Annotated in this window: 15 protein-coding genes and 1 tRNA gene; 10 read left to right on the plus strand and 6 right to left on the minus strand. The window is 64.2% G+C overall.

Features of this window, described 5'->3' with window-relative positions:
* The first annotated feature begins 86 nt into the window (after positions 1–86).
* The 4 genes from CNX70_RS17310 to CNX70_RS17325 all read left to right on the plus strand — a co-directional run bounded on the left by CNX70_RS17310 (position 87) and on the right by CNX70_RS17325 (position 3218).
* Positions 87–1445 (plus strand): sensor domain-containing protein, encoded by a 1359-nt coding sequence (locus CNX70_RS17310; protein ID WP_096235728.1) that lies wholly within the window; start codon positions 87–89, stop codon positions 1443–1445.
* Positions 1446–1611: 166 nt separating this feature from the next.
* On the plus strand, positions 1612–2115 hold the full coding sequence (locus tag CNX70_RS17315; protein ID WP_096235729.1) for a phage tail protein: 504 nt from the start codon (positions 1612–1614) through the stop codon (positions 2113–2115).
* Positions 2116–2173: 58 nt separating this feature from the next.
* Complete coding sequence (locus tag CNX70_RS17320; RefSeq protein ID WP_096235730.1) at positions 2174–2665, plus strand: phage tail protein; 492 nt, start codon at positions 2174–2176, stop codon at positions 2663–2665.
* Positions 2666–2681: 16 nt separating this feature from the next.
* Entirely contained in the window at positions 2682–3218 is a 537-nt protein-coding gene (locus CNX70_RS17325; RefSeq protein WP_096235731.1) for a phage tail protein, read from the plus strand.
* An 80-nt stretch (positions 3219–3298) separates the two neighbouring features.
* Here the strand turns inward: CNX70_RS17325 and CNX70_RS17330 are convergent, their stop codons facing one another.
* Positions 3299–5461, minus strand: a complete 2163-nt coding sequence (locus CNX70_RS17330) for an HlyD family efflux transporter periplasmic adaptor subunit (protein ID WP_096235732.1) — start codon at positions 5459–5461, stop codon at positions 3299–3301.
* On the minus strand, positions 5458–5931 hold the full coding sequence (locus CNX70_RS17335; protein WP_157751088.1) for a GNAT family N-acetyltransferase: 474 nt from the start codon (positions 5929–5931) through the stop codon (positions 5458–5460). Before CNX70_RS17335 ends, CNX70_RS17330 begins: the two co-directional genes overlap by 4 nt.
* Before the next feature lie 460 nt (positions 5932–6391).
* Here CNX70_RS17335 and CNX70_RS28260 point away from each other — a divergent pair, with 460 nt between their 5' ends.
* From CNX70_RS28260 to CNX70_RS17375, 6 genes are all read left to right on the plus strand, one after another.
* Complete coding sequence (locus CNX70_RS28260) at positions 6392–16060, plus strand: Ig-like domain-containing protein (RefSeq protein WP_157751090.1); 9669 nt, start codon at positions 6392–6394, stop codon at positions 16058–16060.
* A gap of 49 nt (positions 16061–16109) precedes the next feature.
* Entirely contained in the window at positions 16110–18029 is a 1920-nt protein-coding gene (locus tag CNX70_RS17355; protein WP_167389676.1) for a TolC family protein, read from the plus strand.
* Positions 18029–18811 (plus strand): efflux RND transporter periplasmic adaptor subunit, encoded by a 783-nt coding sequence (locus CNX70_RS17360; protein ID WP_096235735.1) that lies wholly within the window; start codon positions 18029–18031, stop codon positions 18809–18811. Before CNX70_RS17355 ends, CNX70_RS17360 begins: the two co-directional genes overlap by 1 nt.
* Positions 18812–18846: 35 nt before the next feature.
* On the plus strand, positions 18847–20190 hold the full coding sequence (locus CNX70_RS17365) for an efflux RND transporter periplasmic adaptor subunit (RefSeq protein WP_071076932.1): 1344 nt from the start codon (positions 18847–18849) through the stop codon (positions 20188–20190).
* 47 nt (positions 20191–20237) lie between these two features.
* Positions 20238–20624, plus strand: a complete 387-nt coding sequence (locus CNX70_RS17370) for a hypothetical protein (protein ID WP_157751092.1) — start codon at positions 20238–20240, stop codon at positions 20622–20624.
* A 108-nt stretch (positions 20625–20732) separates the two neighbouring features.
* Positions 20733–21173: a DUF411 domain-containing protein gene (locus tag CNX70_RS17375; RefSeq protein ID WP_096235737.1), complete on the plus strand. Its 441-nt coding sequence runs from the start codon at positions 20733–20735 to the stop codon at positions 21171–21173.
* Positions 21174–21263: 90 nt separating this feature from the next.
* Here CNX70_RS17375 and CNX70_RS17380 read toward each other — a convergent pair whose 3' ends face one another.
* From CNX70_RS17380 to dnaQ, 4 genes are all read right to left on the minus strand, one after another.
* Positions 21264–23495: an NADP-dependent isocitrate dehydrogenase gene (locus CNX70_RS17380; protein ID WP_096238520.1), complete on the minus strand. Its 2232-nt coding sequence runs from the start codon at positions 23493–23495 to the stop codon at positions 21264–21266.
* 815 nt (positions 23496–24310) lie between these two features.
* Positions 24311–24484 (minus strand): IS66 family insertion sequence element accessory protein TnpB, encoded by a 174-nt coding sequence (tnpB, locus tag CNX70_RS17385; RefSeq protein ID WP_208624439.1) that lies wholly within the window; start codon positions 24482–24484, stop codon positions 24311–24313.
* 274 nt (positions 24485–24758) lie between these two features.
* Positions 24759–24833 (minus strand) — tRNA-Val (locus CNX70_RS17390).
* Positions 24834–24914: 81 nt separating this feature from the next.
* On the minus strand, positions 24915–25631 hold the full coding sequence (dnaQ, locus tag CNX70_RS17395) for a DNA polymerase III subunit epsilon (RefSeq protein ID WP_096235739.1): 717 nt from the start codon (positions 25629–25631) through the stop codon (positions 24915–24917).
* Between the last annotated feature and the right edge of the window lie 15 nt (positions 25632–25646).

Here is a 25646-nt window from a genome sequence, read left to right on the forward strand (position 1 = left end):
AGCGGCATGCCGCGATCAACGCTCTTTGTTTTCTAAAAACAACAATTTCAATATCGATCGGCAATGTCCACTAGAATAGTGGACATATGAAACATCTGATTAGTGCGCCGGTCGCCAGCTTCACCGATTTGCTGCTCGACGCCGTGTGCATGGTCGATGTGAATGGACGCTTTGTCTTTGTCAGCGCCGCCTGCGAACGTATCTTCGGCTACACCCAGGAAGAAATGATCGGCATGGTCATGCTCGACCTGGTCGCGCCAGCCGACCGTCAGCGCACCATCGCGGCGGCGCAGGCCATCATGAACGGCCATGCCCAGGTCCACTTTGAAAACCGCTACACCCGGAAAGACGGGCGAGTCGCGCACATCATGTGGTCGGCCCGCTGGTCCGCCACCGACCAGCTGCGCGTGGCGGTGGCGCGCGATATCACGACGCTGAAACAGACGCAGGCGAAGCAGGCGGCGCTGTACGCCATCTCCGAGGCGGCGCATGCGACCGAGGAACTGCCGGCCCTGCTCCAGCGCATCCACCAGATCGTCTGCGAACTGCTGCCCGCCTGCGGCTTGACAGTTTCCCTGCGCGACGAGCACGGCCAGCATTTGCACCATGCGCAGCAGGGACTGGACAGCACGCCGGCAACGCACGCCGCGCTGGCGGGCCTGCTGTGCGAAGAAGTGCAGCGCAGCGGCCGCGCCTTGCTGATCGAACCGGGCCAGCTGGCCGGCTTGCCACCCGCCTTGCAGGCAGCCGCTGGCGACCTGCAGGAGTATTGGCTCGCCGTCCCACTGCAGTCGTCGCGCGGCATCATCGGCGTGCTGGTATTGCAAAGCGGCCAGGGAGCTGCCACAGGCAACGAACACGAGCTCGATTTGCTGCAATTCGTCGCCAAGCAACTTGCCATCGCCATCGAGCGCAAGCAACTGCAGAGCCGCATGCACTTCATGGCCATGCACGATGAACTGACCCGCCTGCCGAATCGGCGCCTGTTCCATGACCGCCTGCAGACGGCGTTTGCGCGTGCCCAACGCCATGATGGCCGGCTGTCGCTGCTGTTTCTTGACCTGAACCGCTTCAAATTAATCAATGACCACTACGGCCATGCCTGCGGCGACCTGCTGCTGCAGGCCGTAGCGGGCCGGATCCGGGCTTGCCTGCGTGAGACCGATACCCTGGCCCGCCTGGGCGGCGATGAATTCGTCGTGCTATTGGAAAACAATCCGCTGTCGGTCGATGTGATGCTGATCGAACGGAAAATCCACGCGGCGCTGGCCACCCCGCTACGGCTTGGCGATGGCCGCCGCCTGCGCATCAGCGTCAGCATCGGCGTCGCGCACTACCCGGAACACGGCGAGAATATGCAACAACTGCTGCGCCACGCCGACCGCGCCATGTATGTCGCCAAGTCGCCCTCGCTGACACCGGAATATCCGCACGCACCGGAATAACATCCTGGATGTCAGTATTCAAAAAACGCACCCCCATCACAAGAAATTTTATTTGATCTACCACAATAAAAAGTGTGGAATTATTATCAACTTCTGATACAGTCAGAGCGCAATAAGTCATGAGCATTTTCTTCTTTTTTATATTGATCAAGTATAGGAGTCGTTTATGTCTGAATGTTATGTGGGCGAAATCCGTATGTTTTCGGGAAATTACGCACCGCTTGGCTGGCTGATGTGCGATGGACAATTGCTCAGCATTAGCGAAAACGAGGTGCTGTATTCGCTGATCGGCACTACCTATGGCGGCGATGGCAGAATGACGTTCGGCCTGCCAGACCTGCGCGGCCGCGTGCCTATCCACACTAGCCCCTCCCACTATTTGAGCCAGGCCGCCGGCACGGAAACCGTCACCTTGCAAACGCTGGAGATGCCGATGCATACGCATGCCGCCGCGGCACAGAAGGCCACCGGCACCTTGGCCAGTCCGACCAACGGCGTGTGGGCGACGACCAGCACGAATAACTATGCCACGGCCACGAGCAGCTTGACAAACATGAATTCGGCGAGCATTTCCACTGCCGGCAGCACGCTGCCGCACGACAACATGATGCCCTTCCTCGCCCTCTCTTTCATCATCGCCACCAGCGGAATATATCCAACCCGGCCATAAACCTATGCTGGGCGAGTAAATATTATTTATACCAAACAAATGATAAGGAGAGCGCTTCATGGAACCGTTTTTGGGTGAGATACGGCTGTTCAGCTTGGCTTATGCCCCGAAAGGATGGGCGGCATGCGAGGGGCAATTGCTGTCAGTACAAAGCAATGCCGCCTTGTTTTCCCTGCTGAGCACTTTATACGGCGGCAATGGCAGCTCCACTTTCGCCTTGCCTGATCTGCGCGGCAAGGTTCCCATCTATTGCGGCACAAGCTATATTCAAGGCAAGGCCGGCGGCGCAGAAACGCATACGCTGCTACCCAACGAAATGCCGCAGCACACGCATACAGCGCACGCCTCCGCCATCGCCGTCGATGTGAGCTCACCCAAAAATGCCACCTGGGGCAATTTCCCCGCCGGCTATGCCGCCAGCGCCGACACCATGCTCAACGCGGCGGCGATCGGCAGCGCAGGCGGCAATCAGCCACACAACAATATGCAACCCTATCTGGCGCTCACGTTCTGTATCGCCGTTCAGGGCATTTATCCACCACGACCATAAAAAAAGGGGGCATACCATGGCAGATCCATTTGTCGGAGAGATCCGGATTTTCTGCGGCACGTTCATACCGAATAATTGGGCGGCTTGCGATGGCGCGACATTGCAGATACAACAAAATACCACGCTGTATTCGGTCATCGGCACCCAGTATGGCGGCAATGGCAGCACCACGTTCATGTTGCCAAATTTAAAAGGCATGGCGCCGCTACACCAGGGTACGGGTCCCGGACTGACGGCCAGAGCGCTGGCGGCAACGGCAGGCGTTGCCAGCGTCACGCTGACCGAGAGTACGATGCCCGCCCACACACATGGCGCGATGGCGCTGGACGCGGCTGGCGACGTGACGAACCCCAGCAATGCGGTATGGGCACAAAACGTCAGCGGCGGCCGCAATCCCGTGCCGCAGCCGCAATATGTCGCGGCCGTCAATACGGTCATGAATGCGGCCCTGCTGGCGCCTGCCGGAGGGGGCGCGCCGCACAACAATATGCAACCCTACTTGCCGCTGCAATTCATGATTTGCCTGTACGGCGAATACCCGAGCAGACCCTGAGCGGCCAGAGCCTGTTTCTGCGGGCGCATGGCGGCGGATGGCGGCTCCGGCCTCATCCGCCGTCTTTCATTCCCATCGACTTACAAGCCGCTTTCGCGTATCAGCACGCCGGCGACCTTGCGCGCGGCGCGCCACAGCATGCTGCTGCGCTCGCCGTCGATATGCGCGACCATGGGCGCCATACTGTCCACGCCGGCGCCGTCCAGTTGCAGCGTGACGCGATACAGGGCTTCATTGGCCAGCGACTCGCCATGCGGACCGCCGCGCGCGGCGATCGGTCCGCCATGCAGGGACGATAGCATTGCCTCCGGCAAGAGCCGGCTGGCGGTGCTGTCGATGCGCGTCACGGTGGCCGCCCGCGCCGCGGCGTCGGCGCGGCGCGGTATCAGCCGCGCGCGCGCGCCCAGCTTGACCCTGCCGATATCCGATTCATGCACGAAGACCTGCGCCTGCCCCGCCCCGTTTCCCACCACGCGGCCCAGGACATGGCTGGTGCCGACCCATGCTCCCGGGAACAAGCCCGGATCGAGGTCGCGCACCACGCCCGCATGCGGCGCCGCCACGGTCAGCCGCCCCAGTTCGGCGCGTTGCAGCGCATATTCGGCCCTGGCCGCCGCCAGTTCCTGGTCCAGCACGCGGGCGCGCTCATTCAAGCCGGCGTTGTCGATGGCGCCATTGATCTGGCGCTCCAGCCCGGCGATCCGGCTTTGCAACTGCTGCAACTGGCTTGTCACCGCTGGCGCGGCCAGCAGGAACAGGGCGTCGCCACCGCGTACCGCCTGCCCCTCCTTCACCAGCACCTTTTCCAGGCGTGCCGGCATCGGCGCAAAGAGCTGGCTGTGCAGGTCCGCCTGCCAGTAACCATCGGCGACCACATCCGCGCGCCACGGCACCACCAGGATGACCAGCAGGACCAGCAAGGCCAGGCCGCTGCGCGCCGCATTGCGCGACCAGCGCGCGCGCAAATCGCGCCAGGCGCGCAGCTCATTCCAGATGGGACGCAAGACAAACCAGCTTATTTCCACGGCAAACAAAATCACCCCCAGGGCCTTGAAGAAGAAAAAATACACGGCGGCCGCGATGCCGGTGAACATGATGAGCCGATACAGCCAGGTGGCGTAGGCGTACAAGGCGAGCCAGCGGGCCCGCGCCCGCAGTTGCGGCTCGGGAAACGGCGCGGCGATGCCCAGCACCACTTTGCGCAGTTGCCATCGCGCAATCGCAAAACTGCGTTCGGACAAGTTCGGCACATCGAGCAAATCCATCAGCAGGTAATAACCGTCGAAGCGCATGAAGGGATTCAGGTTGATCGCCAGCGTGCTGACCCAGGTGACGGCGGCCAGGATATACAAGGCGCTCTTGAAACCGCCGTCCGGCGCCAGGCTCCACAGCAGTGCCGCCAGGCCCGCCAGCAATAGTTCGGCCACCACGCCGGCGCCACCGATGGCCAGGCGGGCGCGGCGCGAGGTCAGTTTCCACGCCTCCGAGGTATCGGTGTACAGCAGGGGCCACATCATCATCAGCGCCACACCCATGGCCGGCACGCGCACGCCGTAATGCTTGCAGGTGTAGGCGTGCGCCAGTTCATGCAAGATCTTGGCCAGCGCCAGCGCCAGGCCGTAGTACAGCGCGCCCTGCCACGAGAAAAAATACAGGAAGGTACTGGAAAAGGCGGGCCACTGATCCAGCACGCGCCATACGCCCACCAGTGACAGCAGGGTGCAGGCGATGAAAAAGCCGGGCCGGAACAGCGGCTCCACATAGGCCAGGGTGCGGTTCAGGAAGGCATCGGGGCGCACCAGGGGAATGCGGAAAAACAGGTAATGGTGCAACAGCCATTGCAGCAGCGTGGGCTTGCGTCCCGCCGCCACCTTCTGCAGATGCGCGCGCAGCCCTGCCGTATCGGCGCGCAACAATTCGTTGGCCTGCAGGAATTGCTGCACGCCCAGCACATCCTCGGGCTGCGGCGCCAGCGCCGTGTCGCGCGCGACGGCGTCGCACAGCGCGCCTGCCGGCATGCCGCCGCGCCAGCGCGACAGCAACTCAAATTCCAGCCAGCCGATGCGGAAAAAACGGTTGCGCACGGCATCGTGCACATGCCAGTGCGGCGTGCCGTCGATGCCGGGCGGCGCCGGCTGCAGAGACAGGTCTTCACGCAAGGCCGCCAGGCGTTCGTCGGCCGGATCGGCCAGATCAGGCACTTGCCCGGCCAGCACGCCAGCGCCTCCATCGTGCACATTCATGCCTGCCACCGCAGGTGCGCACTCAATGCGTCTTCCGAATCCACGCAAAAACCCAGCGCCAGATACAGGCGCCGGGCAGCGGGATTGCTTTGATGTACAGTCAAGCGCATCTCTTGCCCCGCCACGGCGGCGCGTCCTTGCAAACGGCGCAGTATTTCTCCTGCACAACCCTGCCGGCGCGCCTGCGGCAGCACGCTGATATCCACGATGCGCAAGATGGCCGCTGTGCTATCGATCACCACGCGGCCCAACGCTTCATTCTGATGTTCAATGATTAAATACTCCGCAGCGGGATAGGTCGTTGTATACCCGGCCACCTGGGCATGATATTGCATTGATATTAATAACTTAATAATTGTTGAATCAGATACCAACATATTCAAATCATCGCGCGTCGACGCATATAATTGCTCGGCAAATGCCTGGTCAGCCGGCGTCGCCGGACGCAATAGCAACTCGGACGGCACCATGCTTACGCGGCCCGCCATGCCCGATAACACGCCGCAATACGGCCGCAAACGGTGAAAATAGTGCCGGCATCCCGCTCATCATTCATCAAACCCACCTTTTTGGTTGCTCGTCAATGCAATAACATTGATGACAATTTATCTGCGCATGACATAGTACGGTATGCATGCCTATCTCGAAATATTTATTTTATATTTCTAGTGTCATATTTAATCGTGCGTAAAAAAAACGACGCCAAGTTGACAAATATTGCCACTAAGCAGTTACAATAAATAAAGAAATAATCATATTTTTTTAATAAAACCGTGATTATTGGTGATAATCAGTGATTATTAGTGATAGTTAATATAAATAAATGTAATTGCCGCCTTCTCCCTGGCGCCAATCTGGTACTTTTAAACATTTTATCCCCTGCTGTCGCGACGTGATGCGAACCGTCCGGGCAGCGCAAAGGAAGCTGCGATGAAACGATACGACGCCCCAAGTGCCCTCTCTTCCGTGACCGCCGCAGCGCCGCCCGCCAGGGCCGCGCAAGGACCGCGCCTGCGCCCGGCACGCAGCATGCTGGCACTGGAAACACGTATCGTCTTTGATGGCGCGGTAGCCGCCACGCTGACCGACCCGCATGACGGCAGCGCCGGCGCACTGCACCTGCCGGCCATGGCCGGCAGGGCCATCGATGCGGGACGCGCTTCCGCCGAAGCCGCCCGCAGCGCGGCGCTGGCGCCGGAACGGGCACCAGCCGAGACCGCAGCCAAGGCGGCCGGCCCCGGCACCATCGTCTTTGTCGATGCCTCGGTGAGCAATCCGCAAGCGCTGCTGGCCGGCCTGAAACCGGGCGTCGAAGTCGTCATGCTCGACAAAAACCGCGACGGCGTGCAACAGATCGCCGACGCCCTCAAGGGGCGCCACGGCCTGGAGAGCATCCAGATCATTTCCGAAGGCAGTACCGGGCGCGTGATTCTCGGCTCCTCCGTCCTGTCGGATAATAATATCGACAACTACCAAAACGCACTGGCCACCTGGGGCAGCGCCTTGCGCAGCGGCGGCGACATCCTGTTGTTTGGATGTAACGTAGCCAACAATCCCACGGGCGATCACTTTATCAACCGCTTGGCCACATTGACCGGGGCCGATGTGGCCGCGTCGACCGATTCCACCGGCGCTGCCGCGCTGGGCGGCAACTGGGTGTTGGAAAAACACACGGGCCAGATCGAGGCCGACAAGGCGATCAGCGAGCGCGCACTGGCCGACTACGCCGGCTTGCTGCTGACTGGCAATGGCACCGCCGACGGCACCTATGATTTCGGCGGCACCTATGGCGCTGCCAGCGGCGGTTTCCGCCAGCTCGCCGATAAATTAAAAGTCAGCGACTTCCTGGCCCAGGACGGCACCGTCCTGTATGCCAGCAATCCTGCCTCGGCGACCGATGGCGGCAGCGTCACCGCCGTGTTCAAGGCGGAAGGCAGCACTGTCGCCAAGACTTTCACGTTCAAAGATTTTGGCTTCAGCGTCACCTCGCGCGGCGCCGGCCTCAACACCCGCACCGTCGACCAGCTGGTAGTGGTGCTGGCCGACGCCTCCGGCAACACCATCGCCACCTTGCAAATGGCCGGCCCCACGTTGACCCTGTCGACCACGGTTCAATCGCTGAGCTCGCTGATCAACAGCAGCACGCCCTATAATTACGCCAACGTGGCCTCGGTCAGCATCACCATCAGCCTGTGGAAGACCACCGATCATGGTGGCGACGGCGGTGCGGCCAGCGAAATCAATTTCGAATCCATGACGATGAGCAACATCAGCGCCGCCGTCGTCAACACGGCGCCCGTCTTTGTGCCAGGCTCCACTACCTTGTCGGTGACGCAGAACGCAGGCGCCACCGACATCAAGGGGTTGCTGCACATTAACGATGTCGACGTGGGCCAGACGGAAACCTGGACCCAGTCCCAGGCACCGCTGCACGGCACGCTCTCTTTCAGCGGCGCCAGCGGCAGCTCGGGCAGCGCCGACATCACGCCCGGCGGGACCATCACCTACACGCCGACGGCGGGCTACGCCGGCACCGATACCTTCACCATCCGCGTCAGCGACGGCGTCAGCACCGTGGACCGCATCATCACCGTCAACGTCACGCCCGCCGCGCCGGGCGCGCCCGACCTGGCGGCCGGCAGTGACAGCGGCAGCAGCAATACCGACAACAAGACCAACGCCGGCAGCCTCACTTTCAGCGGCAGCAGTGCCGCCGGCGACAGCGCCAGCACGGTGCGCGTCTTCATCGACGCCAACAACAACGGGCTGTACGATGCAGGCACCGAGGCCACCGCCACCGCCACCGTCAACAACGGCAGCTGGAGCGTCAGCGGCTTGAGCACCAGCGGCCTGGCCGATGGCGCCTACAATGTGTACGCCATCACCACCTCGGCCAGCGGTGCGCTCAGCAGCAGCAAAAGCGCCGCACTGAACGTGACCATCGACAAGACGCCGCCGGGCATGCCCAGCAACGTTATCGTGCTGGGCGCCGCTTCCGACAGCGGCAGCTCGAATGCGGACGGGCGCACCAGCGTCACCAATCCGACGGTGCGTATCAGCCTGGCAGGCACCAACGCCGCAGCCGGCGACACGGCGGAACTGCTGCTGGGCGGCGCCTCGCTGGGTACACCTGTTCGCCTGGTGCTGAACGGCACCAATATCAGCGACGGTTATGTCGATATGAGCGTCAGCAGCGGCGACCTGGGCGCCGACGGCAGCAAGGTCTTGACGGCGAAGATCACCGACCTGGCCGGCAATATCGGCACGGCCGGCGGTTCACTGACGATCACGCTCGACACCAACGCGCCGGGCACGCCCAGCAACGCTATCGTGCTGAGCGCCGCCTCCGACAGCGGCAACTCGAATTCCGACGGGCGCACCAGCGTCACCAATCCGACGGTGCGCATCAGCCTGGCAGGCACCAATGCGGTGTCCGGCGACACGGCGGAACTGCTGCTGGGCGGCAACTCCTTCGGCACGCCACTGAGCGCCACCCTGAGCAACACCGATATCGCCAACGGCTTTATCGACCTGACCGTGGTCAGCGGCAGCCTGGGCGCCGACGGCGACAAGGTCTTGACGGCGAAGATCACCGACGTGGCCGGCAATATCGGCACAGCCGGCGGTTCACTGACGATCACGCTCGACACCACCGCGCCGGGCATGCCGAGCAATCCTATCGTGCTGAGCGCCGCCTCCGACAGCGGCAGCTCGAATTCGGACGGGCGCACCAGCGTCACCAATCCGACGGTGCGCATCAGCCTGACAGGCACCAATGCGGTGTCCGGCGACACGCTTGAGCTACTGCTGGGCAACAACTCCTTCGGCCTGCCACTGCGCGCCACCCTGAGCAACACCGATATCAGCAACGGCTTTATCGACCTGACCGTGGTCGGCGGCAGCCTGGGCGCCGACGGCAGCAAGGTCTTGACGGCGAAGATCACCGACGTGGCCGGCAATATCGGCACGGCCGGCAATATCGGCACGGCCGGCGGTTCACTGACGATCACGCTCGACACGGCCATCGCCACGCCATCGACACCGGTACTCAACAGCGCCAGCGACAGCGGCAACTCGAACAGCGACCGCATTACCAATGTCGCCACGCCAACCATCAGCGGCACGGCAGAAAGCGGCAGCAGCGTCACGCTGTACGACAGCGACGGCGTCACCGTGCTGGGCACGACCGTGGCCACGGGCGGCGCATGGAGCATCACCAGCAGCGCGCTGAGCAACGGAGTACACAACCTGAAAGCCCAGGCCGTCGATGCCGCTGGCAATGCCAGCATCCTCTCGGGCGCCCTCTCCATCATCATCGACACCTCCGCGCCGGCCACGCCCGCCACGCCCACACTCGATCCTGCCAGCGACAGCGGCGCATCGAATGCGGATGGCATCACCAGTGTCACCACGCCAACCATCAACGGCACGGCAGAAAACGGCAGCACCGTCACCCTGTACGACGACGATGGCGTCACCGTGCTGGGAACGACCGTGGCCACCGGCGGCACATGGCGCATCACCAGCAGCGCGCTGGCCGACGGCGTGCACAGGCTGACCGTCAAAGCCACCGACACGGCCGGCAACATCAGCGCCGCCTCCGGCCAACTCTCCGTCACGATCGCCACCGTGGGCGTGGCGCCTGCCGCGCTCGCGCTCGATACCGCCAGCGACAGCGGCATATCGAATGCGGACCGCATCACCAACGTCAGCACGCCAACCATCAGCGGCACCGCCCAAGCCGGCGCCATTGTGACGCTGTACGACACCGATGGCACCACCGTGCTGGGCACGACAGTGGCCACGGGCGGCGTGTGGAGCATCACCAGCAGCGCGCTGGGCCAGGGCCTGCATCAGCTGAGCGCCAGGGCGTTTGACGTCGTCGGCAATACCAGCCCCGCCTCGACGACCCTGAACGTCACCATCGATACCAGCGCCCCGGCCGCGCCGGCCGCGCTCACGCTGGACACCACCACAGATAGCGGCGCGTCGAATTCGGATGGCGTCACCAAGTTTGGCAATCTGATCATCAACGGCAGCGGCGAAAACGGCAGCATCGTCACCCTGTACGACAGCGATGGCGTCACCGCGCTCGGTTCTAGCGTAGTTTCCGGCGGCCGCTGGCACATCACCACCTCGTCGCTGGCCGATGGTGGGCACACCCTGCGCGCCATCGCCACCGACGTGGCCGGCAATGCCAGCGCCGCCTCCGCCACGCTGAACGTCACGGTCGATACCAGTATCGCGGCGCCAGGCACGCCCACGCTCGATGCCGCCAGCGACAGCGGCGCATCGAATGCGGATCGCATCACCGGCGTCACCACGCCAACCATCAACGGCACGGCCGAAGCAGGCAGCAGCGTCACCCTGTACGACAGCGACGGCGTCACCGTGCTGGGCACGACCGTGGCCACGGGCGGCGTGTGGAGCATCACCAGCAGCGCGCTGGCCGACGGCGTGCATAGGCTGACCGTCAAGGCCACCGACACGGCCGGCAACGTCAGCGCCGCCTCGGGCCAACTGGTCATCACCATCGATGCCACGGCGCCGGCCGCGCCCGCCACGCCGACCCTGGACGCGGCCAGCGACAGCGGCGCATCGAATGCGGATGGCATCACCCGCGTCACCACGCCAACCATCAGCGGCACGGCAGAAAACGGCAGCAGCGTCACCCTGTACGACGACGATGGCGTCACCGTGCTGGGCACGACCGTGGCCACGGGCGGCGCATGGCGCATCACCAGCAGCGCGCTGGCCGACGGCGTGCACAGGCTGACCGTCAAAGCCACCGACACGGCCGGCAACATCAGCGCCGCCTCCGGCCAACTGGTCGTCACCATCGACACCTCCGCGCCGGCCGCGCCCGCCACGCCCACACTCGATCCCGCCAGCGACAGCGGCGCATCGAATGCGGATGGCATCACCCGCGTCACCACGCCAACCATCAGCGGCACGGCAGAAAACGGCAGCACCATTACCCTGTACGACGACGACGGCGTCACCGTGCTGGGCACGGCAGTGGCCACGGGCGGTGTCTGGAGCATCACCAGCAGCGCGCTGACCGACGGCGTGCACAGGCTGACCGTCAAGGCCACCGACACGGCCGGCAACGTCAGCGCCGCCTCCGGCCAACTGGTCATCACCATCGATGCCACGGCGCCGGCCGCGCCCGCCACGCCGACCCTGGACGCGGCCAGCGACAGCGGCGCGTCGAATGCGGATGGCATCACCCGCGTCGCCACGCCAACCATCAGCGGCACGGCCGAAGCAGGCAGCACCATTACCCTGTACGACGACGATGGCGTCACCGTGCTGGGAACGACCGTGGCCACGGGCGGCACATGGCGCATCACCAGCAGCGCGCTGGCCGACGGCGTGCACAGGCTGACCGTCAAAGCCACCGACACGGCCGGCAACATCAGCGCCGCCTCCGGCCAACTCGCCGTCACCATCGACACCTCCGCGCCGGCCGCGCCCGCCACGCCCACACTCGATCCCGCCAGCGACAGCGGCGCATCGAATACGGATGGCATCACCCGCGTCACCACGCCAACCATCAGCGGCACGGCCGAAGACGGCAGCACCATTACCCTGTACGACGACGATGGCGTCACCGTGCTGGGCACGGCAGTGGCCACGGGAGGAGTGTGGAGCATCACCAGCAGCGCGCTGGCCGACGGCGTGCACAGGCTGACCGTCAAGGCCACCGACACGGCCGGCAACGTCAGCGCCGCCTCCGGCCAACTGGTCGTCACCATCGACACCTCCGCGCCGGCCGCGCCCGCCACGCCCACCCTGGACGCGGCCAGCGACAGCGGCGCGTCGAATGCGGATGGCATCACCCGCGTCACCACGCCAACCATCAACGGCACGGCCGAAGCAGGCAGCACCATTACCCTGTACGACACCGACGGCGTCACCGTGCTGGGCACGACCGTGGCCACGGGCGGCACATGGCGCATCACCAGCAGCGCGCTGGCCGACGGCGTGCACAGGCTGACCGTCAAAGCCACCGACACGGCCGGCAACGTCAGCGCCGCCTCGGGCGAACTGGCGGTCACAATCACCACCGTGAGCGTGGCGCCTGGCGCGCTCGCGCTGGCGAGCGCCAGCGACAGCGGCATATCGAATGCGGACCGCATCACCAACGTCAGCACGCCAACCATCAGCGGCACCGCCGTGTCCGGCTCCATTGTGACGCTGTACGACACCGATGGCACCACCGTGCTGGGCACGACAGTGGCCACGGGCGGCGTGTGGAGCATCACCAGCACTGTTCTGGGCCAGGGCCTGCATCAGCTGAGCGCCAGGGCGTTTGACGTCGTCGGCAATACCAGCCCCGCCTCGATGACCCTGAACGTCACCATCGATACCAGCGCCCCGGCCGCGCCGGCCGCGCTCACGCTGGACACCACCACCGATAGCGGCGCGTCGAATTCGGATGGCGTCACCAAGTTTGGCAACCTGCTCATCAACGGCAGCGGCGAAAACGGCAGCATCGTCACCCTGTACGACAGCGACGGCGTCACCGTGCTCGGCTCTACCGTGGTTTCCGGCGGCCGCTGGCACATCACCACCTCGTCGCTGGCCGATGGCGGGCACACCCTGCGCGCCATCGCCACCGACGTGGCCGGCAATGCCAGCGCCGCCTCCGCCACGCTGAACGTCACGGTCGATACCAGTGTCGCCGCGCCCGCCACGCCGACCCTGGACGCGGCCAGCGACAGCGGCGCATCGAATGCGGACGGCATCACCGGCGTCACCACACCCGTCATCAGCGGCACGGCCGAAGCAGGCAGCAGCGTCACCCTGTACGATACGGACGGCGTCACCGTGCTGGGCAGCACCATCGCCACGGGCGGCGTGTGGAGCATCACCAGCAGCACGCTGGGTGATGGCATCCACACTCTGACCGCCAAAGCGACCGATACGGCCGGCAACACCAGCGCCGCGTCCAGCCTGCTGTCCATCAGCATCGACACAAGCGCCCCGGCCGCGCCACCGGCGCCCGTACTGGCCGCCGCCAGCGACAGCGGCGCCTCGGACAGCGATGGCGTCACGAATGTCACCCGTCCGACCATCACCGGTCGTGCCGAAAGCGGCAGCACCATCACCCTATACGATACGGACGGCGTCACCGTGCTGGGCAGCACCATCGCCACGGGCGGCGTGTGGAGCATCAGCAGCAGCACGCTGGGTGATGGCATCCACACTCTGACCGCCAAGGCGACCGATACGGCCGGCAACACCAGCGCCGCGTCCAGCCTGCTGTCCATCAGCATCGACACCAGCGCCCCGGCCGCGCCACCGGCACCCGTGCTGGCCGCCGCCAGCGACAGCGGCGCCTCGGACAGCGACGGCATCACGAATGTCACCCGTCCGACCATCACCGGCCGCGCCGAGGCCGGCAGCACCATCACCCTATACGATACGGATGGCGTCACCGTGCTGGGCACGACAGTCGCCACGGGCGGCGTGTGGAGCATCAGCAGCAGCACGCTGGGTGATGGCATCCACACTCTGACCGCCAAAGCGACCGATACGGCCGGCAACACCAGCGCCGCGTCCAGCCTGCTGTCCATCAGCATCGACACAAGCGCCCCGGCCGCGCCACCGGCGCCCGTGCTGGCCGCCGCCAGCGACAGCGGCGCCTCGAACAGCGACGGCATCACGAATGTCACCCGTCCGACCATCACCGGCCGCGCCGAGGCCGGCAGCACCATCACCCTGTACGATACGGATGGCGTCACCGTGCTGGGCACGACAGTCGCCACGGGCGGCGTGTGGAGCATCAGCAGCAGCACGCTGGGTGATGGTATCCACACTCTGACCGCCAAGGCGACCGATACGGCCGGCAACACCAGCGCCGCTTCCAGTCTGCTGTCCATCAGCATCGACACCAGCGCCCCGGCCGCGCCACCGGCCCCGGTGCTGGCAGCCGCCAGCGACAGCGGCGCCTCGGACAGCGACGGCGTCACGAATGTCACCCGTCCGACCATCACCGGCCGCGCCGAGGCCGGCAGCACCATCACCCTGTACGATACGGATGGCGTCACCGTGCTGGGCACGACAGTCGCCACGGGCGGCGTGTGGAGCATCACCAGCACGACGTTGGGCACGGGCGGCCACAGCCTGACTGCCAGGGCGGTGGATGCGGCAGGCAATGCCGGCGCCGTTTCCAGTGCGCTGGCCATCACCATCGACAACGCCAGCGGCGCGGTGCCGACGACGCCGGTACTGAGCAGCGCCAGCGACAGCGGTGCCTCGAACAGCGACGGCGTCACGCATGTCAACCGTCCTACCATCACCGGCCGCGCCGAGGCCGGCAGCACCGTCACCCTGTACGATACGGACGGCGTCACTGTGCTGGGCAGCACCATCGCCACGGGCGGCGTGTGGAGCATCACCAGCAGCACGCTGGGCGACGGCAGCCACACCCTGACAGCCAGGGCCGTGGACAACGCGGGCAACGCCAGTGCGACATCGGGCGCGCTGAACCTCGTCATCGACGCCAATGCGCCCGCCGCCGCCGACACGCCGCAACTGGCCAGCGGCGGTGCCTCGACCACCAGCACCACGCCTGTCCTCGGCGGCAATGCCGAAGCGAACAGCATCGTCACCGTGCGCAGCGACGGGGTGGTGATCGGCACGGTACGCGCCGACGCCGACGGCCGCTGGAGCCTGAGCACCGCGCTGGCCCTGGGCGCACACCAGATCACGGCCAGCGCCACGGATGCCGCCGGCAACACCGGCATTGCTTCGCGCGCCCTGACCTTGAACGTGCTGGCGCCGCCGCTGCCCGAGACGAGCCGTCCGCCCCTGCCCATCCCCTCCGTGCCGGAGGCCGCACCGCCTGTCGTGACGGTCGCCGCGCCGCCCATCAGGGATGCCGCGCTCGGCCAGCTCAGCATGTCGCCGCTGGCCGCCGTGGTCGATGCCGCCAGTGGCCAGCAAGATGAACACTTCCGCGCCGCACCGGCGCCCGACGTCGCCTACACGCCGCTGCCTCCCGTGCGCGCCGCGCTGATACTGAACCGGGAAATCGCCGATGTCTCGATGAATATGCGACAAGGCTTGAGCCTGTCGATTCCGCGCGACACCTTCGTCAGCGCGGACGGCAGCACGCCGATCCTGACGGCCCGCCTCGTCGACGGCAGCCCCCTGCCGGCCTGGATACGCTTCGACCCGCTCAGCGGCACCTTCAGCGGCACGCCGCCGTCGGGCCAGAGCATAACGCTGGAAATCGAGGTCGTGGCCAAGGATGCCAAGGGCAACGAAGTCAAGTCCATCTTCAAGCTGCGCGGCGGTGCGCCAGCCGCCACGCCGCCACAGGCCGGCCTGTCGGGCAAAAATCTGCTGCTGGCGCTCGGACTGTCCCGGCATGCCGACGGCGCGGCGGCGATGGACGACACGAGCGCCCTGCCCGATGCGGTCCTGGCGGCCCTGCGCGATGCGGGACAGGATGCAGCGCAGGATGCCATGCCGGAAGCGCCACAGGAGGCGCCGCCCGCAGGCGCCATGAGCGGGCAGCTGGCGCGCGAAGCACAACGTTTTTCCCGCGATGCCGGCGCTACCTTGCGCCATCTGGCGCAACTATAGGTAATCGACACAACACATGACAAGACTTCATAACCCAGGAGCACCATCGATGACTTTTCTTACCAGTGTCACCCGCACCGTCCCCCCGGCAACCCTGCGCCGCCTGCCCTTGGCCATCCTGCTGGGCGCCATGCTGAGCGCCTGCAGCGTTCTGCCCGAGCCGATCGATGCGGAAACCCGCAACGTCCGCGCGCGCAACGATGTGGAGACCCTGTTCAAGGATGTCGAACCGGTCAGCGGCGAGGTCACGCTGCACGAAGCGTTCGCCCGCGCGCTCAAGTACAACTACGATTACCGGCTGCGCTCGATGGAGCAAAGCATGGCGTCGAGCCAGCTCGACCTGGCAAAATATGACATGCTGCCACGCCTGACCGTGGCGGCCGGCTACAGTTCGCGCAGCAACGATGCCGGTTCGCGCTCGGTCGACCTGGCCACGGGCGTGGAAAGCAATCTGTTCTCGGGCGCCCAGGAACGCACGCGCAACACCCAGAACGCGGTGCTGGCCTGGAACGTGCTCGATTTTGGCGTCAGCTATGTGCGTGCCCAGCAGCAAGCCGTGCAAGTGATGATTGCCGAAGAACGCAAACGCAAGGTGGTGCAGAATATTTCGCAAGACGTGCGCCAGGCATTCTGGCGCGCCTATGTCGCCCAGCAAACGCTGCCGCGCATGGACGAATTGCTGAACCGCGTCAAGGAAGCCCTGCTGCGCAGCGAGCGCATGGAAACGGAACGCATGCTGGCGCCGCTGCAAGCGCTGGCCTACCAGCGCGCCATGCTCGACCTGCACCAGCAAATCGTGGCGCGGCGCCAGGAATTGATACTGGCCAAGTCCGAATTGAACGCGCTGATCAACCTGCGTCCAGGTACCGTGGTAACCTTGTCCGCCGGCCAGGAAGAGCAGGAAACGAGCAAACTGCAGCCGTTCGACGACTTGAACGCGCTCGACCTGGCGGCGCTGAACAACCGGCCGGAATTGCGCGAGGAAGATTACCGCAAGAAGATCTCCGTGCTGGAGGGACGCAAGGCCCTGCTGGCCTTCCTGCCCGGCATCGAGCTGAACCTGTCGAGCAACCGCGACAGCAATAAGTTCTTGCTCAATAACACCTGGGGCGAGGCTGGCAGCACCGTCTCGCTGAATCTGATGCGCGCCTTCGCCTACCCGGCCACCAAGCGCGCCCAGGAAAGCCAGGCCCAGCTGGACGACACGCGCCGCATCGCGCTGACGATGGCCGTGCTGACCCAGGTGCGCATCGCCACCCAGCGCTTCCAGGAAGCACGCGCCGACTACTTCGTCAGCAGCCAGGCGGCCAAGGTCGACGCCCGCATCGAACAGCACACCTTGTCCGCCACCAAGGCCAGCGCCGAATCGGAAATGGAATTGCTGCGCACGGAAGTACGGGCCGCGTTGTCGGAAATGCAGCGCTATGTCGCCCTGGCCAACTTGCAGAGCGCCTATGCCCGCGTGGCCAATTCGGTGGGCGCCGACTTGCTGCCCGAGCAGCCGCAGAGCAGCAGCGTCAGCGCCTTCACGGCACAACTGGCCAAGGCCGACCAGGACTGGCGCAAGACCAGTTTTCATACGACAGACAGCGCGCTGCCTGCGCCGCAAGTAACTTTTGGCAACATCGCCACCCCGGCCGGCAGCGGCCTGGACCTGGCAGCGCTGCTGCGCGCGCGCCTGCCGGAACACGGCGCGGCGGTGACGGGCGTGGCCGGCGAGCACACGCCCGTGATCAGCGCCACGGCCAGCGTGGGCCAGCCCAGCGCCGGCATGCGCTCGGTCGAAGTGACGTGGCTGGTCAAACGCGGCGACGTGACCCTGGCCAGCATCCCCTACCGCTCGGCCATTCCCGACAGCGTGGCCTCGGCCTGGCCCGTGTTCGGCCAGGCGGCGGCGGAATCGGCGGCCGCCAAGATCAGCAGCCTGCTGCGCAGCGACGCCGCCAGCCGCCGCCAGGTGAGCAATTGATGCGCCTACCGTACCATTGCACCCTGGGTGGCGCCGCCGCAGTGCTCGCTATCCTGCTGTCGGCCGGCGCCCAGGCGGCACCGGTGGCGGCGGCCAAGCCGGCCCCGGCCGACACGCACAAGACGATACGGGTACTCGTCGCGGCCGACCAGGAAAGCGTGCTGGCGTCGCAGATGGCGGGCCGCATCGATCAGGTCTCCGTCAAGCTGGGCAGCACCATCAAGGCCGGCCAGGTCTTGCTGCGCTTTAATTGCGATGAGCAGGATGCCCACCTGAAAATGGCCAACGCCGACTTTTACGGCGCCCAGCAAACCTATGAATCGAAGGTCAAGCTGCAATCGATGCAATCGGTGGCCGAAATCGACGTGCAGCAGGCGGGTGCGGCGGCGCAAAAATCCAGGGCGCAAATCCAGCTATACCAGGCGCAACTGCGGCAATGCACTATTGTCGCGCCGTTCGCCGGCCGGGTCACCCGCTTGCTGGCCAAGCAGTACGCCAGCGTCAACATCGGCCAGCCGCTGATCGAAATCGTCAATGACCGCAAGCTCAAGGTGCAGCTGAACGTGCCTTCGCTATGGCTGTCCTGGCTCAAGCCGGGCCAGCCGTTCACGCTGCAGATCGATGAAACGGGCAAGGCCTATGAGGCGAAGGTACAGCGCATCAACGGCCGGGTCGACGCCGTCAGCCAGTCGATCGAAATCGAAGGCGAAGTGCTGGGCAATCCCGATAATTTACTGCCAGGCATGAGCGGCGTGGCCAGCTTCGCACCGCCCAAGCGCTGAGCACCAGCCCCATCCACGCCTCACCAGGAAGTCCCTTGTCAGAATCATCGATCAATTTGCACAGCATCGGCACCCTGCTCCAGATCGAGCAGGACGTGCGCCAGGCCGGCAGCGAAAACGCCGTCGAATTCATCGCCGTCAACGACACTTGGCGCATCCTGCCCTACCGCCAGGCCGTGCTATGGCGCCTCGACGCTGCCGGCCTGGCGTCGCTCAAGCTGGTATCCGGCCTGGCCGAGCTGCCGGCCGACTCGCCCTATCGGCAATGGATGAACGCGGCCCTGCGGCACGTGGCGCCCAGCCTCACGCCGGGCAAGGCGCGGCAACTGGCGCGCGACGCGCTGCCGGAAGCCCTGCAGGACGGCTGGGATGAATGGGCGGCGCACAGCGTCTTGCTGGTCGCCCTGCCCACACCCGTTGGCGGCTGCGTCGGCGGCTTGTGGCTGTCGCTCGAGAGCGCGGCGGGCGAAGCCGAAACGGCGCTGGTCGAGCGCCTCGCCGGCGCTTATGGACACGCCTTGTGGGCCTGGCGCGCGCGGCCGTCAGGCTGGCGCCACAGCGTGGCGCGACTGCAAGCCAGACCCAGGCGCCTGTGGCTGGCCGCCGCGCTGGTGGCGCTCATTCCCATGCGCCTGACGGTGCTGGCGCCGGCCGAAATCATCGGCAAGGACGCCAAGCTGATCGCCGCGCCGCAAGACGGCGTGGTGGCGCGCTTCTTCGTCAAGCCGAACCAGATGGTGGCGGCGGGCGCGCCCTTGTTTGCACTGGAAGACACGGGCGCGCGCAACCGCAACGAAGTGGCGGCCAAGTCGCGTGCGGTGGCGGCGGCCGAATACCTGCGCGCCACGCAAAAATCGTTCAGCGACGGCGCCAGCAAGGCCGACCTGTCCTCACTGAACGCGCGCCTGGAAGAAAAATCGGCCGAAGCGCAATACGTGCAGGACATGCTGGACCGCATCCAGGTGCGCGCGCCCGCAGCCGGCATCGCCGTGTTTTCGGACCAGAACGACTGGCTGGGCAAACCCGTGCAGACGGGCGAACGCATCATCTTGCTGGCCGATCCGGCCAAGGTGCAGATCGCCATCCGCCTGCCCGTCGACGATGCGCTCAGCCTGGAACCGGGCGCGGACGTGAAGCTATACCTGAACGTGGCGCCGCTGGGCACCGTCGCTGGCGTGCTGACCCAGTCCAGCTACGAGCCGACGCTGAGCAGCGAGGGCGTGGTCGCCTATCATTTGAAGGCCGACCTGGCGCCCGGCGAGCCGCTGCAGCGCATCGGCTTGAAAGGCACGGCCAAACTGTACGGCGGCTGGGCGCCGCTGATCTACCACGTGCTGCGCAAACCGCTGGCCGTGGCCCGCCGCACGCTGGGCGTTTGATCGCAGACGCAGACCAGGCCGCCCGCGCCATGGTATACTTTTGCGCGATGATGCGACTCCTCAAGACCTGGCTGATCCTGATGTTGATGACGCTGCTGCCGCTGCAAGCGGTCGCTGCGGGCATGCGCCTGTCTTGCGCCAGCGGCCTGCAAGGAACGCGGCACAGCCGGTCGACGGACGCCGGCGCGCCAGCTTGCCACCAGGCTCAGGCAACCCCTAAAATGGACGGCACGGATAGCACAGACAGTGCGCCCGGCGAACGGCATGCCGTTTGCGGCGCCTGTTCCGCCTCGTGCATGGGCGCATGCATGCCCCCACCCAGCGCGCCCGCCCTTGCGGCCCGCGACGGGGCGCAAAGCGTGACGCTGACCGATACCCCGCCGCTGGCGGGTTTCGTGCCCGACGGCCCGCGCCGGCCGCCCCGGCGCGCCTGATTTGCCGCGACGCCGGAGACCGGCTCCAGACCTGGGCCGCCCCTGGCGCATCGCGCCCACGGCCATCCTCCATTGATTCCATTGATTCAGTACTTGAAAGATAACATCATGATCCGACATATCCTCATGCGCGGCGCCTGCGCCGCCATGCTGGGCTTGCCCACGTTCGCCATCGCGGCCCTGCCCGTCATCGACGTCTACAAAAGCGCCTCGTGCGGCTGCTGCACCGCATGGGTCAAGCACCTGGAAGCGAACGGTTTTACCGTGCGCGCCAAGAACGTCGAGATGCCGGCGCAATATCGCCAGCGCGCCGGCATACCCGACCAGTTCGGCTCCTGCCACACGGGCATCGTCAACGGCTACGCCATCGAAGGCCACGTGCCCGCCAGCGACATCAAGCGCCTGCTGCGTGAGAAACCCCAGGCGAAAGGCCTGGCCGTGCCGGCCATGCCGATGGGCTCGCCAGGCATGGAAGGACCGCGCAACGATCCCTACGACGTGTTCCTGGTGAAAGCCAATGGCACGACGGTCTACCAGCACTACAAATAAAGGCGGGGACAATAAAAAACGCCGCCGGGATCACTCCCGGCGGCGTTTTTTTGTCAGGCAGTAAAGAACTTACTGCCTCTCAAGACTGCATCAGATGCTGTCGAGCACCGCATTCAGGCTGGCGCTCGGACGCATGACCGCTTCCGTCTTCGCCGGATCGGGCAGGTAGTAGCCGCCGATATCCGTTTCCTTGCCTTGTACTGCTTTCAGCTCGGCAACGATCTTTTCTTCGTTGTCGGCCAGGGCTTTGGCCACTGGCGCGAAGTGCGCCGCCAGTTCCGCATCGTCCTTCTGCGTAGCCAGGGCTTGCGCCCAGTACATGGCCAGGTAGAAATGGCTGCCGCGGTTGTCGAGCTCGCCAGTACGTGGCGATGGCGACTTGTTGTTGTCCAGCAGCTTGCCGGTGGCTTCATCCAGGGTTTTCGCGAGGATTTTGGCCTTCGCATTGCCCGTCTTGATGCCCATGTCTTCCAGCGACACGGCCAGGGCCAGGAATTCACCCAGCGAATCCCAGCGCAAATGGTTTTCTTCCACCAGTTGCTTGACGTGTTTCGGTGCCGAACCGCCGGCGCCCGTTTCGTACATGCCGCCACCGGCCATCAGCGGCACGATCGACAGCATCTTGGCGGACGTGCCCAGTTCCAGGATCGGGAACAAATCGGTCAGGTAGTCGCGCAGGATGTTGCCGGTCACCGAGATGGTGTCCAGGCCGCGGAAGGCGCGCTCCAGCGTGTAGCGCATGGCGCGCGTTTGCGACATGATCTGGATTTCCAGGCCGCTCGTGTCGTGCTCCTTCAGGTAAACCTGTACCTTCTTGATGACTTCGTTCTCGTGCGGACGGTAGGAATCGAGCCAGAACACGGCAGGCATGCCCGAGTTGCGCGCGCGGGTGACGGCCAGCTTGACCCAGTCGCGGATCGGCGCGTCCTTGACCTGGCACATGCGCCAGATATCGCCCTGTTCGACCGTTTGCGTCAGCAGCACTTCGCCCGTTTCCAGGTCGGTGATGTTGGCGGTGCCGCCTTCTGGCACTTCAAAGGTCTTGTCGTGCGAACCGTATTCTTCCGCTTGCTGCGCCATCAGGCCCACGTTCGGCACGGTGCCCATGGTCTTCGGATCGAAGTTGCCATGCCATTTGCAAAAACCGATCATTTCCTGGTAGATGCGCGCGAAAGTCGATTCCGGCATGACTGCCTTGACGTCTTTCGGACGGCCATCGGCGCCCCACATCTTGCCGCCGATACGGATCATGGCGGGCATGGACGCGTCGACGATGATGTCGTTCGGCGAATGGAAGTTGGTGATGCCCTTGGCCGAATCGACCATGGCCAGTTCCGGACGATTCGCGTGACAGGCGTGCAAATCTTTCAGCACTTCATCTTTTTGCGACGCTGGCAGGGTCTCGATCTTGTCGTACAGGTTGCTCATGCCGTTGTTGACATTCACGCCCAGCTTGTCGAACAGTTCAGCGTGCTTGGCGAACGCGTCCTTGTAGAAAATGCGCACGCAGTGGCCGAAGACGATCGGGTGCGAGACCTTCATCATGGTCGCCTTGACGTGCAGCGAGAACATCACGCCCGTTTTGAAGGCGTCGTCGATTTCCTTCTCGTAGAACTCCAGCAGCGCTTTCTTGCTCATGAACATGCTGTCGATGATTTCGCCCGCTTTCAGCGCAACCTTCGGTTTCAGCACGATGGTCTTGCCCGAGGCGGTGACCAGTTCCATCTTGACATCGCGCGCCTTTTCCAGTGTCAGCGATTTTTCGCCATGGTAGAAGTCGCCATGATGCATGTGCGAGACATGGGTTTGCGACGCCTGGCTCCACTCGCCCATCGAATGCGGGTGCTTGCGTGCATACTCTTTGACAGCCTTCGGTGCGCGGCGGTCGGAATTGCCTTCACGCAGGACCGGATTGACCGAGCTGCCGATGCACTTGCCGTAACGGGCCTTCAAGGCTTTTTCTTCTTCCGTCTTCGCGTCTTCCGGATAGTCCGGCAGCTTGTAGCCACGGCCTTGCAATTCGCGCACGCAAGCGATCAATTGACCCTGGGAAGCGCTGACGTTCGGCAATTTGATGATGTTGGTGTCTGGATTCTGGGTCAATTTGCCCAGTTCAGCCAGGGTATTCGGGACTTTTTGCGCGTCCGTCAGGAATTCGGGAAATTCGGCCAGTACACGCGACGCCACCGAAATATCCGTGGCGACGATATCCACGCCAGCCGGCGCGGTGAATTTTTTGATAATTGGCAGCAGGGAATACGTCGCGAGCAGCGGCGCCTCGTCAGTCAGCGTGTAGATGATTTTGGATTTTTGTGTTGCCATGTTCATTCCCTTGTATGCGGTGATGCCTGGTGGTTAACTTTCTTCATTCCAAACACAGGACGGTTAGCCTTGCTTTGGACGGCTAGTGTGCCGGCGGTGACGCCGTGCTTGCCCACCACGTATTTTAGACTGTCCTGCCGCTGTTTGTGTATCCGATGGCGACGAATCTTATATAAGACAGCAAATATCTGATGGCGCCGGGCCCGAACGGCCATTTTCCGCCTTGAAATGGGTGCAGGACCGCGGCACGGCATGTATGTCGCCTTGATGAAGCATTCAATATTGACAATATCCAAGTGGGAGCGACGTCACGCCCGCCCGTTCTTGACGATGCCGCGCACTGCTGATCAAAAAACCCGGAACCCGGCGCAGCGCCGTGCGGCGGTCGCGAGCCCACCAGCCAGGCTGCCGGCAGCGAAGCGGCCATGGCGGGCCACTGCAATAGTTCGCGGATGTCGGACATGGCGCCTCCTGTTTGCCAGCAACGTAGCAGTATTGTCTGTCGTTTTATTGGCGCACGCGTGCCTGCCAGGGGTGGCACCACTTCCCCGCAATTGAGGATTCTTACCCAAGCGTTTCAATCAGCTTGTCAAAGCTCAAGCGGTGGTGTTGATTATCGTGCCAACGGTACCCGAGGCAGCCGCGACCTTGGTGCCATCGTGATCACCATCGCTATTCATACCTCCAGCCTTGACCTGCTGTGTAACGACAGCCACCGGCGGGGTGTACGCAGACGCTGTCGAGCTAGCAATTGCCGATGTCATGTTGCTCTCCAAAAATTATTCCAGGGGTACATCAGCATTTACGACAAGTTTTCAAGAAACCTGGCAGTGAAGGTCAAGTCGCGCCCCTGCCGACAAACGCTGCCAGTCCACCCCGGCGACCAGCCAGCGCCATTGCTCGGCGCTGATCTGCCAGCTCGCCGCGTCGGCCTGCGGCCAGATGAACTGACCACGATGCAGGCGGCGCAGGCAAACGTTCTTGGCCAAGTGGAACGGGCAAGCCATCCGGCGGAGGGCGCAGCAATGCCCCCGCCCCCGCTGGCAACAAATAGGTCTGGCGCTGGTTTAACTTAACAATTCCGTCGAGAGGAACCTCCCGCAAGCTAAGCTTGTGGACTCTCTAGACGTGAAAACGGCCGCAGGAAGCGGCCGTATCGTTTGAGGCTGGACAATGGACGAAAACCCATTTCCCCATATTTTCCCCAAGTTCCTATTCAGACAAGATATGAAATCTTAAATCATTGAATACAAACGAAAAATTTGGTGGGAAGTGCAAGTTTCGAACTTGCGACCCCTGCAGTGTGAATGCAGTGCTCTACCCCTGAGCTAACCTCCCGAAGCGAGGCGAATTATCGCATAGGTGTTGCGGCATCTGCAAGGGCTGGCGACAGGAAATTTAGCATGCCACGCTTTTTTCTCAGGCGGCCGCTGGTGGCGCCAGGACGGCGGTCCAGATGCACTGGCCTTTTGCGGCCTTGTCGAGGCCGGCGATGGTGGCTTCGTGGGCGGCAAGCTCGTCGGCCGTGGCGCTCTGAAAGATGACTTCGGCCAGGGGCACGATTTCCAGGGCACCGCCATCGGCAGCCACTTCCACTTCTTCTTCCATGCTCAGGCTGTTCTGGCCCCGTGTCATGGCCAGGTAGACGTCGGCCAGCAATTCCGAATCGAGCAGCGCGCCGTGCAGCTTGCGGTGGGCGTTCGAGACGCCGTAGCGGTCACACAGGGCGTCGAGCGAGTTGCGTTTGCCCGGATGCATTTCCTTCGCCTGCACCAGGGTGTCGATCACGCCATGCACTTGCTCATGCACGGGCGGCAGGTTCAGGCGCTTGAATTCAGCGTTGAGGAAGCCGATATCGAACGGGGCGTTGTGGATGATCAATTCGGCGCCGGCGATGTAGGCGCGGAATTCGTCGGCAATTTCCGCGAATTTCGGCTTGTCGCTGAGGAATTCCGTCGTCAAGCCGTGGACGGCCAGCGCGCCCTCTTCCGAATCGCGCTCGGGATTGATGTAATGGTGGAAATTATTCCCCGTCAACATGCGGTTGCTCAATTCGACCGCCCCGATCTCCAGGATACGGTCGCCCGTGCGCGGGTTCAGGCCGGTGGTTTCAGTATCGAGAACAATTTGACGCATGGCGGATTCATTCGT

This window comes from Janthinobacterium svalbardense (assembly GCF_002327145.1).
GTDB classification, from domain to species: Bacteria; Pseudomonadota; Gammaproteobacteria; order Burkholderiales; family Burkholderiaceae_D; genus Janthinobacterium; species Janthinobacterium tructae.

What these genes read in the sequence shown, in the direction of transcription:
- CNX70_RS17375 (WP_096235737.1), top strand. Translation starts at nt 20,733, where the DNA reads ATGATCCGACATATCCTCATGCGCGGCGCCTGCGCCGCCATGCTGGGC.
- dnaQ (WP_096235739.1), bottom strand. Translation starts at nt 25,631, where the DNA reads ATGCGTCAAATTGTTCTCGATACTGAAACCACCGGCCTGAACCCGCGC.
- CNX70_RS17335 (WP_157751088.1), bottom strand. Translation starts at nt 5,931, where the DNA reads ATGGTGCCGTCCGAGTTGCTATTGCGTCCGGCGACGCCGGCTGACCAG.
- CNX70_RS17320 (WP_096235730.1), top strand. Translation starts at nt 2,174, where the DNA reads ATGGAACCGTTTTTGGGTGAGATACGGCTGTTCAGCTTGGCTTATGCC.
- CNX70_RS17360 (WP_096235735.1), top strand. Translation starts at nt 18,029, where the DNA reads ATGCGCCTACCGTACCATTGCACCCTGGGTGGCGCCGCCGCAGTGCTC.
- CNX70_RS17380 (WP_096238520.1), bottom strand. Translation starts at nt 23,495, where the DNA reads ATGGCAACACAAAAATCCAAAATCATCTACACGCTGACTGACGAGGCG.
- CNX70_RS17325 (WP_096235731.1), top strand. Translation starts at nt 2,682, where the DNA reads ATGGCAGATCCATTTGTCGGAGAGATCCGGATTTTCTGCGGCACGTTC.
- CNX70_RS17370 (WP_157751092.1), top strand. Translation starts at nt 20,238, where the DNA reads ATGATGCGACTCCTCAAGACCTGGCTGATCCTGATGTTGATGACGCTG.
- CNX70_RS28260 (WP_157751090.1), top strand. Translation starts at nt 6,392, where the DNA reads ATGAAACGATACGACGCCCCAAGTGCCCTCTCTTCCGTGACCGCCGCA.
- CNX70_RS17355 (WP_167389676.1), top strand. Translation starts at nt 16,110, where the DNA reads ATGACTTTTCTTACCAGTGTCACCCGCACCGTCCCCCCGGCAACCCTG.
- CNX70_RS17315 (WP_096235729.1), top strand. Translation starts at nt 1,612, where the DNA reads ATGTCTGAATGTTATGTGGGCGAAATCCGTATGTTTTCGGGAAATTAC.
- CNX70_RS17330 (WP_096235732.1), bottom strand. Translation starts at nt 5,461, where the DNA reads ATGAATGTGCACGATGGAGGCGCTGGCGTGCTGGCCGGGCAAGTGCCT.
- CNX70_RS17310 (WP_096235728.1), top strand. Translation starts at nt 87, where the DNA reads ATGAAACATCTGATTAGTGCGCCGGTCGCCAGCTTCACCGATTTGCTG.